General features: G+C 64.1%; 10 protein-coding genes. 5 read left to right on the forward strand and 5 right to left on the reverse strand.

What is annotated here, in order from left to right; genetic code table 11:
• Positions 1–87 precede the first annotated feature (87 nt).
• A complete protein-coding gene (locus D2V17_RS15860; RefSeq protein WP_119592595.1) occupies positions 88–1,344 on the reverse strand; it encodes an IS701 family transposase in 1,257 nt (418 codons plus the stop codon).
• Between the two features lie 110 nt (positions 1,345–1,454).
• On the opposite strand from D2V17_RS15860, the gene D2V17_RS15865 reads away from it, so the two are divergent.
• Both D2V17_RS15865 and D2V17_RS15870 read left to right on the forward strand, forming a co-directional pair.
• Entirely contained in the window at positions 1,455–3,527 is a 2,073-nt protein-coding gene (locus tag D2V17_RS15865; protein ID WP_119593852.1) for a TonB-dependent receptor, read from the forward strand.
• A 126-nt stretch (positions 3,528–3,653) separates the two neighbouring features.
• Positions 3,654–5,333, forward strand: coding sequence for a bifunctional metallophosphatase/5'-nucleotidase (locus D2V17_RS15870; RefSeq protein ID WP_119593853.1), 1,680 nt, complete (start codon positions 3,654–3,656; stop codon positions 5,331–5,333).
• A 42-nt stretch (positions 5,334–5,375) separates the two neighbouring features.
• Here D2V17_RS15870 and D2V17_RS21425 read toward each other — a convergent pair whose 3' ends face one another.
• Positions 5,376–5,816: a MarR family winged helix-turn-helix transcriptional regulator gene (locus D2V17_RS21425; RefSeq protein WP_220474143.1), complete on the reverse strand. Its 441-nt coding sequence runs from the start codon at positions 5,814–5,816 to the stop codon at positions 5,376–5,378.
• A 193-nt stretch (positions 5,817–6,009) separates the two neighbouring features.
• On the opposite strand from D2V17_RS21425, the gene D2V17_RS15880 reads away from it, so the two are divergent.
• From D2V17_RS15880 to D2V17_RS15890, 3 genes are read left to right on the forward strand one after another with little or no spacing between them, the layout of a single operon-like run.
• Positions 6,010–7,062, forward strand: a complete 1,053-nt coding sequence (locus D2V17_RS15880; RefSeq protein WP_245978758.1) for an HlyD family secretion protein — start codon at positions 6,010–6,012, stop codon at positions 7,060–7,062.
• Positions 7,062–8,639, forward strand: coding sequence for an MDR family MFS transporter (locus tag D2V17_RS15885; protein ID WP_119593857.1), 1,578 nt, complete (start codon positions 7,062–7,064; stop codon positions 8,637–8,639). The genes D2V17_RS15880 and D2V17_RS15885 overlap by 1 nt, the downstream gene beginning before the upstream one ends.
• Positions 8,636–10,099: an efflux transporter outer membrane subunit gene (locus D2V17_RS15890; RefSeq protein WP_119593859.1), complete on the forward strand. Its 1,464-nt coding sequence runs from the start codon at positions 8,636–8,638 to the stop codon at positions 10,097–10,099. Before D2V17_RS15885 ends, D2V17_RS15890 begins: the two co-directional genes overlap by 4 nt.
• Before the next feature lie 41 nt (positions 10,100–10,140).
• Here D2V17_RS15890 and D2V17_RS15895 read toward each other — a convergent pair whose 3' ends face one another.
• The 3 genes from D2V17_RS15895 to D2V17_RS15905 are packed head-to-tail and all read right to left on the reverse strand — an operon-like array spanning position 10,141 to position 13,358.
• On the reverse strand, positions 10,141–10,869 hold the full coding sequence (locus tag D2V17_RS15895; RefSeq protein WP_119593893.1) for a GntR family transcriptional regulator: 729 nt from the start codon (positions 10,867–10,869) through the stop codon (positions 10,141–10,143).
• On the reverse strand, positions 10,869–11,780 hold the full coding sequence (locus D2V17_RS15900) for an N-acetylmuramic acid 6-phosphate etherase (RefSeq protein ID WP_119593861.1): 912 nt from the start codon (positions 11,778–11,780) through the stop codon (positions 10,869–10,871). Before D2V17_RS15900 ends, D2V17_RS15895 begins: the two co-directional genes overlap by 1 nt.
• A 12-nt stretch (positions 11,781–11,792) precedes the next feature.
• Positions 11,793–13,358: a sodium:solute symporter gene (locus D2V17_RS15905; RefSeq protein WP_119593863.1), complete on the reverse strand. Its 1,566-nt coding sequence runs from the start codon at positions 13,356–13,358 to the stop codon at positions 11,793–11,795.
• Positions 13,359–13,368 lie beyond the last annotated feature (10 nt).

The following is a 13,368-nucleotide window of genomic DNA, read 5'->3' on the forward strand; positions in this document are numbered from 1 at the left end:
CACTACTTTGGCAGATTTTCTGGTGTCGGGTCAGATATGCAGCGACCGCAGTGCGGGCATGGCCGATCCGGTGGCTTGGAGAAGCGGTCAATGATGGCCTGTCTGATCGCTGGTAAGCTCGGCTGTGGAGGCGGACCGGCAGTCCTTTTTTTCCCCCTTGGCCTGCTTGAGGCGCTGGGTCTGCAAGAAGGCCAGGGCGATCATGGACATCAGCGCGTGTCGGTGCAGCCCCTTCCATGATCTACCCTCGAAGTGATCGAGGCCGAGTTCTTCCTTGAGTTGCTGATGCCCCTGCTCACAGACCCAGCGGGCCTTGATGGCGCCGGCAAGCTGCCTGATTGGCGTGCTGGCAGGCAGGTTGGAGAGGTAGTATTTGCGCTCGCCAGTCGAGCGATGCTCCCCGACCAACCACACCTCCTCGCCGGGCAGATGTTGCGCACCCATGTCCCGGATGCGCTGGGGCGGACCATCGGCGACACGCACGCGAACGGCAGCGAACCGCGCCGAGAGTGGCCCTTTGGTCCCGCGCCGCCAACTCACCTTGCGCCACCTTGCCATCTCCAGCATTGCCTTGGCGGATATCGATTTTGCGTCGGGGATGGCGTTCTTGCGAGGGCGACCTCTTCCAGCGATCGGGAAGATCATCCCAACATCGGCGGGGTAGACCTTCTGTCTGAAAGGTATGCCCACCGCCCATGCAAGCCCGCGCTCACTCAGCCCCTGTCGGAACGGTGCGGACATGCCATAGCCCGCATCCGCCAGGACACAGCCGAAACGAACACCCGCAGCGCCGACCCGATCGATCTCAGCGAGCGCGATCTCGGGCTTGGTCCTGTAGGGGCAGCAATCGAGAGGAACTCCAGTCCGTTCCAGGCGGGCCACGTCTCCGGTCCAGCTCTCGGGCAGGAACAGGCGCAGGCCGACCATGATGGGGACTTCGCCAGATGCCAGCGTCACCGACACCAGCGTCTGGCAGTTGGCATTCTTGCCCAGTGCCGACGCATATTGCGGCGCCACGCCGACGGAATGGCGCCCCTTCTTGGGCAGCGCCGTGTCGTCGATGATCAGCCAGGCCTTCTCGCCGCCTACCTGCCGGTCGGCCTCGGCGAGCAGAGCTGCCTCCAGCGGTGCTTCGTCCCACACGCCGCTGGCGATGAAATGATGCAGCCGATCGTAGCTGACATCATCTGTCCGGGCGGCCATCGGCTGTATGCTTTTGCGATCCCCCGGGCCGATCAGTCCCGCGATATACGCCGGACACATCCGGCCACGCGTCTTGTGTCGCAACGCCGCTACAAACGGTGCCAACCACTCGTCCAGTTCGCCACGCCAATCCGTATCCATCGCCAGCCCCTTCGAAAAGCTGGCTCCCTATGAATCACTGGAATCCCACCTTGGGAATCCCAAAAATCAGATTTCTGCCAAAGTAGTGCTATGCGCTCTATACCAATCAGATGCTCGACCCCGAGATCATCGAGAACGCGACCGTCAGCCTCGGCGCGACCGACGTCGACAGTCCGACCGCTTCAGCCGCCGGTGGCACGATCAACATCCTCTCGCTGACGCCCAGCGACGAGATGGGTGTCATGGTCAGCGCCAGCTACGGCAACATCATCGCGCGCGGCGGCCCGGGCAGCCGCCCCTACCGCCGCCTGTTCGGCCTGATCCAGACCGGCGAGTTCACCTCGGCTGGCACCAAGGCCTGGTTCTCGGCCTCGCTCGCGCGCAACGATTCGTCGTTCTCGAACTACGGCGGCGTCGACAAGCAGCAGTACAACGGCAAGATCTACCAGCCGATCGGTGACAACGGCGACTTCATCTCGATCGCCGGCCACTACAACCAGAACCGCAACAACTTCAACGGTTCGCCGATGAGGAACACCGCCGACTTCACCCCGGCCAGCCGCTTCTACAAGCTTTATGACGGCACGCCCTGCACCACGGCAACCCCGGTGAAGGAAGACGTTACGGTGGAGGAAGCCCGCGCAGATGGTTACGCCGATCCCGACAAGCCCAACAGCTGCGGCACCCCGTTCGAGCGGCGCTACAACCCGTCGAACACCGGCAACATCCGCGTCAATTCGCTGTTCTCGCTGACCGACCAGATGACCCTGACCGTCGACCCGTACTTCCAGTATGTGAAGGCCAACGGCGGCGGCACCAGCAAGGGCTACGAATATGCCGATCCGGACAGCGGCCTGACCGGCCAGATCGATGGCAACTTCTATGCCGGGATCGACCTCAACGGCGACGGTGACCTCGTCGATGCCGTGACCATCCTGACCCCGAGCCAGACCGTCACCCACCGCGTCGGCGTGATCGCCAACCTCATCTACGAGCTTAACGATCAGAACCGCGTGCGTCTGTCCTATACGTTTGACCGCGCCAAGCACCGTCAGTCGGGCCAGGCAGGCTATCTCTATTCGAACGGCGAGCCCTTCGACGTGTTCCCGATCAACGATCCGATCCTGACCGACAAGGGCTTTGCCCTCAACAAGCGTGATCGCAAGTCGTTCGCCACTCTGAACCAGATCTCGGGCGAATATCGCGGCTCGTTCATGGACGATGCGCTGGTTCTCAACCTGGGAGCGCGCGCGCCGTTCTTCACCCGCGACCTGAACCAGTACTGCTACACCGCCGAAATCGGCGACGGCTATGGCTATTGCGTTGCACCGAGCGATGGTGCGGCATTGCAAGCGGCCTACCCCGACATCATCGCGCCGACTGCGCGCAAGATCGACTATAACCGTCTGCTGCCGAACGCCGGCCTGACCTACAACTTCACCCCCGAAGCCAGCATGTTCTTCAGCTATGCCAAGAACCTGTCGGTTCCGGGCACCGACGATCTCTACGGCGCGCTGTACCTTGCCGAGGGCGAACCCGGGGCCGAGCCGAAGCCGGAAACCTCGGACTCGTTCGATCTGGGCCTGCGCTACCAGACCCGCAACGTGCAGGCACAGATTTCGGGCTGGTACAACTCGTACCAGAACCGCCTCGCCTCGGCCTACAATCCGGAGTGTGACTGCACCATCACCACCAACCTCGGCAAGGTCGAGAAGTACGGTGTCGATGGCAGCCTGGCCTGGTATCCGATCGACGACCTGATGTTCTATGCCTTCGGTTCGTACCTGAAGTCGAAGATCAAGGACAACGTGCAGTTGGGTGCCGACAACTTCGTCGAAACCGCCGGCAAGCGTGAACGCGGTGCGCCGATCTACACGCTGGGTGCGCGCGTCCAGGGCACGCTGGGCCCGCTCGATCTGGGCTTCCAGATCAAACGCACCGGCAAGCGCTACCTGAACGACATCAACACCGTCGAACTGCCCGCCTACACGGTCGCCGATATCGATATCCGCTTCTCGCTCGAAGATGCCGGACTGGAGAAGTCCTATCTCCAGCTCAACGTCACCAACCTGTTCGACGAGGTCTACATCGGTTCGGCCTCGGGCGGCCTGCAAACCCCGTCGACCTTTGTGAACATCGGCCCGCCGCGTGCGATCACCGGTTCGATCGTGATGGCTTTCTGATCCCGGCCTTGCCGGAATTGCGATCCATGACCTGAGGAGACAGCGGGGCCTGAGGGCTCCGCTGTTTTCCAATCCGGCGCACCTGCGCCGCTTCTGCCACCAACAGCTCTGGAAAGACGACCGCTCATGACCCGTCGGAGATTTGCCCCGCTCTTCACCCTCGTCGCGCTTGGCGCCTGCGCCACGGTGCCGGCGGCTGACCGGCAGCCGGTCACGGTGCAGATCCTTGCGATCAACGATTTTCACGGCAACCTCGAAACCCCGCTCAGCCCGACCCATTTTGCCGATGGGGACAAACTGCGCCAATCCCGCCTTGGCGGTGCGGCGCAGCTCGCGGCGACCGTGGAGCACCTGCGAACCGGCAATTCGATCACGGTGGCCGCAGGCGACCTGATCGGCGCCAGCCCGCTCGTTTCCTCGCTGTTTCTCGACGAGCCGTCGATCCGCGTCCTGTCCGATCTCGGGCTGGAGCTGGCTGCGGTCGGCAACCACGAGTTCGACCGCGGGATTGCCGAACTTCAGCGGATGCAGAACGGCGGCTGTGATCAGTATACGCGGCGCACGCCCTGCGCGCTCGAGCCCTTCGCCGGTGCCGGTTTCACCTATCTGGCCGCCAACGTGGTCGATGAGGACGGAGCAACGCTGTTTCCGGCCACCGCCATGCGGACAATTGGCGACGCCAGGATCGGCTTCATCGGCATGACCTTGAAAGGCACCGCCGGGCTTGTCGCCAATCAGGCGACGGCGGGCTACGAATTTCACGACGAGGCCACCACCGCCAACCGGCTCGCCCGTGCGCTTCGGGCCGCAGGCGCCGATACGGTCGTGGTGCTGATCCATGAAGGGGCCAACGTCGATCCCCGCTTCAACGTGGCCGGTTGTCCCGGGCTGTCAGGCCCGATCGTGCCGATTGCCGAAGCGCTTGATCCGGCGATCTCGCTGGTCGTTTCAGGACACACCCACCAGGCCTACAGCTGCAAGCTTGCCACCAATGCAGGAGCCGAGGTGCTGCTGACATCGGGCGGACGCTATGGCGGTTTCGTCACCGATATCACCATGCGGATCGACCCCGCTGCCAATCGCGTTCTGTCGCTCGAAGGGCGCAATGTCGCGGTCGATGGCAGCGCCGGCAGCGTGCCCGCGGTCGCATCCTATGTTGCGCGCTATGCGCAAGCATCCGAGGGGGTAGCCAACCGCGAGATCGGCCCAATCGCCCCGCCCGCTGGCGAAGGAGCCGATTGCGGCGACCGCATCGCGCAGGACCTTGTGGCCGACGCCTACCTCTTCGGGGCCAATGCGGCGCTGGACGATACGGTAGACCTCGCCTTCGTCAATTCAGGCGGGGTGCGGGCCGATCTGGCCGGAGCCGATGATGGCGTGCTCACCTTCGGCGAGCTTTCGGCCATGGCGCCGTTCGGCAACAGCGTGATCGTGCTGGAGATGAACGGAGCTGACATCAAGGCTCTGCTCGAACAGCAGTTTTGCGAGAATGACCCGGCCATAGTCTGCAACTCGCTGCTGATCCCCTCTGCCGGAACAACCTACACGGTGGACCTCGACGGCCCGGCAGGCAGCCGGATATCGGCGCTGAGCATCAACGGCCAGCCGCTCGATCCGGCCCGCACCTATCGCGTGGCAACCAACAATTTTCTCGCCGGTGGCGGGGATGGCTTCCACACGTTCACGCAGGTTCCGCAGGTCGCCAATGTCGGTTTCGATATCGATGCGCTCGAAGCCTATGTCGCCACCGGGACCATCGTGGTGCCGATCTGCGGCCGGATCAGCCACGTCTCGCCGGTCGACTGAGAAGCGGTCAATTCCGATTGCGACAGTTGCCCTCTTGCGCCGTCATCCGACGTCGTCGCGCAACACGGTGAGCGCACCGCCAACCTTGTCGAGCAATTGCTGTAACGCGGCGCGCTCCCCGTCATCCAGAACGCCGAAGGTCTGATCGACGATCTGCCTGCGGAGCGGATCGGTCTTGCGCACCGCCTCGACGCCGCTGGCGGTTATCTCCACCAGTTTCGCCCGGCGATCTGTCGCATCCGCCGTACGCCTGAGAAACCCGTCGCGTTCCAGCGCATCGATTGCCTCGGTCACGGTGCGGGGCGACTGATTGAGATATTCGGCAATTGCGGTGCCACGCATCGGCCCCCGCCGGTCCAGAATAATCAGCAATTTCGTGCGCGCAAACGACATGCCCTCTTCCGCCATACGCCGGTCGAGCGTGCGCATCAGGTCTCGATAAAGACATACGTAAGCAGACACGAGATCTTCCAGATCGGACATTTTTTGCAGAGGGCCCTCAATATATGGTCTTGCAATATGCTGCATGTGCGAGCATCTGGCAAGTGCATTTCGATTCGAAACGAATCTCGCAAAGGACGAGCACTTGCCAGATACCGACCCACAAACCGTGCCTGCCGCCGCTGCGGATGACGCGTCGACGGCTCCCCAGTCCTCCCCGCTCAAGCGTCGCCGCATGCGAACTGTGCTGCTGGTCGCAGCGATTGCGGTGCTGGCGCTCGGTGGATACTGGCTGTTCGAGTATCTGACGCATGGCCGCTACATGGTCAGCACCGACGATGCCTACATGCAGGCGGACACCGTTGTCGTCTCGCCACGCGTGGGCGGTTACGTGCAGGAGATCTATGTCGAGGAGAACCAGCAGGTCGCCGTCGGCGATCCGCTGTTCCGCATCGATCAGGCCGACTACGAAGCGCAGGTAGCGCAGGCTCAGGCGCAGATCGATGCAGCGCACGCCGATGCGGCCAGCCTGGGCGCGCAGATCGCCGAACAGCAGGCAGCGGTGCAACAGGCGCGGGCCAATCTCGCCTCCGCCATGGCCGACCAGCGCTTCGCCCGAAATGAGGAGCAGCGCTACGCTCCCCTGGCGGAAAGCGGCGCGGTGGCGCGCGAAACCTACGCACAGAAGCACAGCCAGCGCGAGAAGGCCGATGCCGCCGTGGCCGCGGCACAGGCGCAGGTCGCCGCCGCCACCCGGCGTATCAACACCTTGCGCGCGCAGGTCGGTCAGGCGCAGGCACAGGTCGAGGGCGGCGAGGCCCAGCGCAACGCCGCCAATACCGACCTTGGCTCCACCATCGTGCGCGCCAGCATTGCCGGACGGATCGGCAACAAGACCGTCCAGCTTGGCCAGCTGGCCCAGCCGGGCACCCGGACCATGTCGATCGTGCCTGTCGACAAAATCTACGTCACCGCCAATTTCAAGGAAACGCAGCTCGGCGAGATCCGCCCCGGCCAGCACGCCACGGTCGAGATCGATGCCCTCGGCGGGCGTGAGATCGCAGGACGGGTCGAGAGCTTTGCCCCCGGCACCGGAGCCGAGTTCTCGCTGCTCCCGCCCGAGAATGCGACGGGCAACTTCACCAAGATCGTCCAGCGTGTGCCGGTTCGCATCGCGATTGATCCTCCCGCCGATCTGCGCGCCGTGCTGGTGCCGGGGCTGTCGGTTGTCGTAACCATCGACAGCCGCACCGGCGGCAATGCCGGTTCGGAGCGGGTCTCCGACTAATGGCTTCGGTTGCAGCCGACACCGACGGAGGCCTGCCCGCAGTGGCCAAACCCCGGCAAAACGCCGACATGGGTGCCTGGCTGGCCGTAGCCGCGGGCACCCTCGGCGCGATGATGGCGACGCTCGATATCTCCATCGTCAATTCGGCGCTGCCGACGATTCAGGGCAGTATCGGCGCCACCGGAACCGAGGCGACCTGGGTCGCCACGTCCTACCTTGTCGCCGAGATTGTGATCATCCCGCTCGCCGCATGGTTCGAGAAAGTGTTCGGCCTGCGCCGCTTCCTGCTGGTCGCGGCGATCCTGTTCACCCTGTTTTCGGTGCTGTGCGGCACCGCCACCAACCTCACCACCATGATCATCGGGCGGGCCGGACAAGGCTTTACCGGCGGCGCGATGATCCCCACCGCGATGACGATTATCGCCACCCGTCTGCCGCCCCACCAGCAGCCGATCGGCACCGCCGCTTTCGGCGTTACCGCCATTCTCGGACCGGTGATCGGGCCGATCCTCGGTGGATGGCTGACCGAGGCCTACAGCTGGCACTATGCTTTCCTCATCAATGTACCCATCTGCGGCCTGCTGGTGGTGATGCTTCTGGTCGGCTTGCCCAAAGGCCGTATGCAGCTCGGCCTGATCGGCCAGGCCGACTGGCTGGGCCTGTTCGGTCTGGCGATGTTCCTCGGCTGCCTCACCGTGGTGCTGGAAGAGGGTAACCGCGAACAGTGGTTCTCCTCGCCGACGATCATCCAGCTTTCGCTCGTGTCTGCGCTTGGGCTGGCGATGCTGGTGTCAGGCCAGTTCCTTGCCCGCGAGCCGATCATCCGGCTCAAGCTGATCTTCGACCGCCAGTTCGGAAGTGTCATGATCATGGGCATAATGATCGGCATGGTCCTTTACGGCACCGCCTTCATGATCCCGCAGTTCCTTGCCGCAATTGCCGACTATAACGCGCTGCAGGCAGGCAAGATCGTCGCCATTTCGGGCATCCCGTCGATCACGCTGATGTTCTTCACGCCGCTGCTGATGCGGCTGTTCGACATCCGCCTGGCAGTGATCTCCGGGCTGCTCATTCTTTCGCTCAGCTGCTATGTCGATACCTCGCTGACAGCGCAGGCGACCGGCGGTGACTTCATCGAATCGCAGATCCTGCGCGGCACCGGCACGGTGATGGCTTTCATGTTCCTCAATCAGGCGGCCATCTCCTCCGTCCCGGTGCAATATGCTGGCGACGCGTCGGGGTTGTTCAACACCGCGCGTAACCTTGGCGGCTCGCTCGCGCTGGCGGCCATCGCCACCGTGCAGGAACAGCGCGTGTGGCTGCACACCCGGCGGATGGAAGAGACGCTGCAGGCGAATGCCGTTGCCGTGCAGGACTACGTCGCCAATGCCGCCCGCACCTTCGGCAGCGAGGCCGCCGCGCTGCGATCGATCGCCGGGCAAATCCAGCGCGAGGCTCTGGTGATGACCTACAACGATATGTTCTGGCTGCTGTTCGTCGGCATTCTGGCCGTCGTTCCGCTGGCCCTCATGCTGCGCCCCCTCCCCTCGGATATTTCTTCAGGACCTGCCCATTGACCCGCTTTCTTCGCCCGTTACTGGCAAGCGCCGGCCTCCTTGCCCTTGCCGCCTGCACCGTCGGTCCTGACTATGCCGGGCCGCCGACCGTGGCCGTTGCCGCCGGTCAGAATGCGCAATTCGCGCGCACCGGACCGGAGCTGCAAGGTGACCTGCCGCAATTGGCCAACTGGTGGGAAAGCCTCGCCGATCCCGTGCTCAACAGGCTGGAGGAGCAGGCGCTGGCCAGCAACCCCGATCTCGATGTGGCGCGCGCCCGCGTCGCCGAAGCGCGCGGAGCGCTCGCCGGGGTCGACGCGGATTCCTACCCCAGCCTCAGCGCCATGGCCACGGCAGCCCACATTCGCGTCCCCGGACTCGACCTCGGCGAAAGCGAAGGCAATTCGGGCGGCGCAGAAGGCGACAATTCGTCCTCTTCAAGCGGCACGACCTCGACCAACTTCTTCAACCTCGGCCTCAACGCCAGTTGGCAGATCGACCTGTTCGGAGGCCAAAGGCGGCAGGCAGAGGCCGCGCGTGCCGACATCGGCGCGAGCGATGCCAGCCTGGCCGATGCGCAGGTGGCCCTGACGGCCTCCGTCGCCGATACCTACGTCGACCTGCGATCGGCAGGTGAACGGCTGGCACTGGCGGAACAGGCTGTCCGACACCGCGAGCAGATCGCCGAACTGACGCAGCAGCTTTTCGACCGGGGTGCAGCTCCGCAGGCGCAAGTCGATCAGGCGCAAAGTGCGCTCGTGGCGGCACGACGCCAGGCATCGGCTCTGCGCGCCGACACCGCCAAGTTCCTCAACGCTCTGGCCGTCCTCACCGGGCAGGTACCGGGCGCGGTTGACGAACTGGCGACCAGCGAGCTGCCCCCGCCGCTTCCTCCGGCCAGCGTGGCCGTGGGCGATCCCGCCGCGCTGATCGCACGCCGGCCCGATATCCGCGCCGCCGAGCGACGCCTTGCCGCAGCGAGCGCGCGCATCGGCGTCGCGCGGGCGGCCGAACTGCCGAGCATCAGCTTCATGGGCCTTCTCGGCATCGGCGGCACACGGCTTGACGACCTGACACGGCTTGGCGACTTCACCGCCATCGCCGCGCCGGTGCTGCAATGGAACTTCCTCGATTTCGGCCGGAACGCCGCGCGCCGCACACAGGCCGAAGCACGAATGGCCGCAGCGGAAGGCCAGTATCGCCAGAGCGTTCTGGTGGCCTTGCGCGAAGTCGAGGACGGCTTCGTTTCATTCCGCTACCGGCGCGAAGACCTTGCTCAGGCGGCTGAGATCGAAGCTCTGGCCGCGCGGCAGGAGGATCGGACGCGCGAGCTGTTCGAACAGGGCGTGCAATCGCGCATCGACCTGCTTGCCGCCTCGCTGGATCTGCTCGACGCCAGACAGAGCGTGGCCAGTTCGCGCGCAGCCCTGACCAAGGGGTTCATCGAAATGGAAACCGCGCTCGGCCTTGGCTGGCGCTGAAGCTGGCCGAGTATCACCCTCGACCGTGTGAAACGACTGCCTCAGATGTCTTTGAGTTCGCTGACGATCTCGTAGCGATCACCGCGATAGACCGACCGCGTGAACTCCACGATACGGCCATCGGGAATGCGCGTAAGCCGCTCGATCCGCAAAACCTCGGAGTTCTGCTTAACGCTGAGAATTCCCGCCTCGGTCGGTGTTGCGAGCGACGCCCGCACGCGTTGCTCGCCAAAGGTTGGCCGAAAGCCATTCCGGTCGAGCGCCTCGTATAGGGAATCGCCCAGCATCTCGAGGTCGGGCAGGAATTGCGCAGGGATCACGGCATGTTCAATCGCCAGCGGCTCGCCGCCTGCGAGACGAACGCGGCCAAGACGAGCGACCTTTGCACTCGCCGACACTTCCAGCGATGTGGCTTCTTCCTCGGTCGGCTGCGCGTAGGTCTTGTTGATCCAGACGACACCGGGCGCCTCACCGCGCGACCGGGTTTCGTCGCTGAAGCTGCTCAGCTTGCTGCCGGGAGTCTCGATCCGGCGCGCGACAAAAGTGCCCGAGCCCTGCTTGCGGACCAGAACACCCTCTTCAATCAGTTGCTCGATCCCCTTGCGGACGGTGACGCGCGACAAGCCCGCCATCTCGCTCAGGTCACGCTCGGAAGGCAAGGCGCTGCCGGGATCTATGCCGCCACTGTTGATGTGCTCGCGCAGGCTGCGGGCGAGCTGGAGGTAAAGCGGACCTCCCTCGTCGTTTCGGCTCCAGGCAATCTCACGCATCATTCGTCAGTCTCGCCTTTTACGGCCTGCTGGGCAAGCGTCTTGAGAGCCTTTCGCAGATCACCGCCATTGGCGCTGAGCAAAGTCTCCGCCTCGCCCACCGAACGACCGGACGCCACCAGCACGGCGAGGCGAATTTCGTTGCCCGTCGCCGCGAGCGCGCGCGATGCTGTGCCTTCATCCACTCCGGCAATATCCTGAACCATGCGGCACCCACGTTGCAAGAGCTTCGCATTGGAGATGCGCATCGCCACCATGCGACCCTCGTAGACAAGGCCTCGCCGGATCATGATCGCGGTCGACAGCAGATTGAGCATGGCCTTCTGCGCGGTGCCCGCCTTCATGCGCGTCGAACCGCCGACGATCTCGCTGCCCGTGACGGCGCAGATCGGGTGCTCCGCCGCACCCAGCAGGGCGGACCCGGCATTGTTGGCAATCGCGATGGTGAGCGCGCCTGCGGCCCGCGCCTGTTCGATAGCGGCGAGCGTGTAAGGCGTCCGCCCGCTGGCGGCGACACCGATCACGACATCGGCGGGACCGATCCCGGCGGCATCGATCTCGGCCCGGCCAGCCTCGACATCGTCCTCGGCCCCCTCATAGGCTTCGGTCAGCGCGCTGACACCCCCGGCCATGAGGAAGACCATCCGTTCCATCGGCCAGCCATAGGTCGGCCACAGCTCTGCCCCGTCCTGCACCGCAAGGCGCCCAGAGGTTCCTGCCCCGACAAAGACCAGACGCCCGCTGTCACCCAGCCGCTCAGCCGCAGCCTCCGCCGCATTGGCGATCATGGCGGTTTGCGACTGGAGCGCGGCGATCGCCGCCATCTGCCCTTCGAGCATGGCCTCGACGGCAAGCTCGGTCGGCCAGAGGTCGAGGTCACGGTAACGGGGATCGAGGGCTTCGGTTTTCATGAGACACCTTGGTCAAATAGCAGCGGCAGCACGGTCCTTGCCGGGCCCGGCAGGGACTACGCAGACTACGAAAGCCACAAGCGTGGCGATGCAAAGCTGGAAGGGGAACGACAGCCCGCTCAGCACCTGCGGCATGCCGATGATGTGCGCGATGCCGGGCTGAAGCAACAGAACGGTGACAAATCCGATAATCAGCGAAGCAATCACCGAATTGGTCGTACCGCGCGATGTGAAGAGGGCTGTGAAATAGACGCCCAGCAGGCCAGCGTAAGTAAACACCATCACCTGCAGCGCGAATTCGAGCAGACCCATGTCGGAATAGCGCTGCCAGTAGAACGACACGACCGCCATCACGAACATCGCGAAGCCGATCAAACCCATCCCGGCCCGACCTGCATTGACATAGTGATGCTCGGGCGGCGTGCTGCGCTTCTCCTTCCACGGACGGTAGAAGTCCTGCACCAGCACCGAGGACATGGCGTTCAGCGCCGAATTGGTGGTGGCAACCGCCGCCGCGCAGATGCCGATGGTGACAAGGCCGCGCAGCCCACCCGGAAGCTGGGTCAGGATGTAGTGCATGAAGACGCTGATCTTCTCACCGCCGAATTCACTGCCGAGCGCAGCGGTGGTGCCGCCCATCAGGTCGGGCCGGTCATAGAAAACGTAAAGCAGCAGGCCGATCACGATGAACATGCCCACCACCGGCACCGTCGCCAGGACCGAGAGATAGAGGCTCTTCGCGCCGGTCTTGGCATCCTTGCACGAGAGCAGGCGCTGCGTGGTATCCTGATCCATACCGGCATTGGCGATGTAAAGCAGCGACAGGCCGCTCACGATCGCCAGCATCGAGAACGGACGCGAGGGATCGACGGAAAAATCGAACAGCCTGAGCTTGTTGATACCTTCGGGTGTATGCATCAGCCCCTGCACGATATCGCTGGTCGAGGCCGGGATAGACATGCGCAGGAAAACCACCACCGCGACCGCAGAGCCGATATAAATGACGAACTGAATCAGATCGTTCCACAGCACCGAGCGCAGGCCGCCGATAAAAGTGAACAGCACGCTGGCGATAATCAGCAGCGCAGCGGCAATCATAATCCCGCCCGCTTCGACCGTTCCGGTGATGACCATCGCCAGAGCAATGGCCGCAAGATAGACGCGCGCACCACCGGCGAACACCCGGCCGACGAGGAACATGCCCCCGGCCCAGCGGGTCGCCTTTTCCGAAAAGCGCAAGGTCAGAAGTTCGTAAGCGGTGGTTGCCTTCATCGCGTAGAAGCGCGGGATCATCACATGGGCGACGAAGATCGCGCCGAGCAACCCGCCGATGTTGCCGCTCAGATAGGTAAGGTCGCCGTGGTAGCCGTAGTCCGGCCCGCCAAGGAAGGTCGCGGCGGACTGTGTCGCCGACAAGACCGAAATGGCCGCGAGCCAGGCCGGCACCGTGCCGCCGGCGAGAAAATAGTCATGGGCCGACGCGGTCTTGCGCGGAGTAAAAATCCATCCGCCCGCAATCAGCAGCAGCAGATAGGCCGCAATCACCAGCCAGTCCGCCAGGGAAAACGGCAGCGTCATGAACAAGATC

The sequence above is a fragment of the Aurantiacibacter xanthus genome (genome assembly GCF_003584015.1).
In the GTDB taxonomy this organism is placed as follows: Bacteria; Pseudomonadota; Alphaproteobacteria; order Sphingomonadales; family Sphingomonadaceae; genus Alteraurantiacibacter; species Alteraurantiacibacter xanthus.